This is a genomic window from Dietzia sp. UBA5065 (genome assembly GCA_002415925.1).
GTDB lineage: Bacteria > Actinomycetota > Actinomycetes > Mycobacteriales > Mycobacteriaceae > Dietzia.
This window is the reverse complement of the sequence record DIAZ01000075.1, coordinates 30,692-30,924: the sequence shown is the minus strand read 5'-3', so window position 1 is coordinate 30,924 and position 233 is coordinate 30,692. Positions and strand designations below refer to the sequence as shown.

Sequence of the window (233 nt, the reverse complement as noted above, 5' to 3'; positions counted from 1 at the left end):
GCCGCAGCGGCCGGGCGGCGCGGGTGACCGCGTCCAGCATGTCCGACACGCGGGTGGTCAACGCGACCAGACCGGCGACGGCCACGGCCACCAGCAGCGACCCGCTCACGCGCAGGGCGGTGTCGAGGTCCGCGACGATCCACTGCAGCGCCAGGATCGCGACGAGCATCGGCAGGACCGGGCGGACCTGGTCCCACGCGGCGCGCGGCCGGATCCGTCCGAGGGCGTACAGC

1 pseudogene is annotated in these 233 nt (G+C 76.0%); it reads right to left on the bottom strand.

The window, feature by feature from the left end:
• A pseudogene (locus B4M60_RS05780) lies at window positions 1–233 on the bottom strand (energy-coupling factor transporter transmembrane protein EcfT); the annotation flags it as partial.